Annotated in this window: 1 pseudogene; it reads right to left on the bottom strand. The window is 61.1% G+C overall.

Annotated elements, in window-relative coordinates:
- Positions 1-398: pseudogene (locus tag B1964_RS28765) on the bottom strand (IS630 family transposase); the annotation flags it as partial.

Below are 398 nucleotides of genomic sequence, written 5' to 3'. Positions count from 1 at the left end.
TGGCGATGCTTGGGCTTGAGTGCGGCGGTGACTTTCCCGGTCGCGATATCGAGGGCGGCGAACAAGGTGGTGGTGCCGTGCCGGTAGTAGTCATAGGAGCGGCGTTCGACCTTGCCCGGTTGCATCGGCAGGATCGGCACCGTCCGATCCAACGCTTGAATCTGGGACTTCTCGTCAACGCAGAGCACGATCGCGTTCTCCGGCGGATTAAAGTACAAGCCGCAAATGTCGGTGACCTTGCCCACCAACTCTGGGTCGGTGGAGAACCGAAACGACTCGGCCTTGAACGGTTTGATCCCATACGCTCGCCATGCTCGGGCGACCGAGGCGTCGGAGATTTTCAGCTTCTTCGCCAGCAGCCGAGTCGACCAGTGCGTCACCCCAAGGCTTTTCGGCGG

The sequence above is a fragment of the Gordonia sp. i37 genome (genome assembly GCF_002043085.1).
Lineage (GTDB): Bacteria > Actinomycetota > Actinomycetes > Mycobacteriales > Mycobacteriaceae > Gordonia > Gordonia polyisoprenivorans.
The sequence above is the reverse complement of the archived record's forward strand: the minus strand, read 5'-3'. Positions and strand labels throughout refer to the sequence as shown.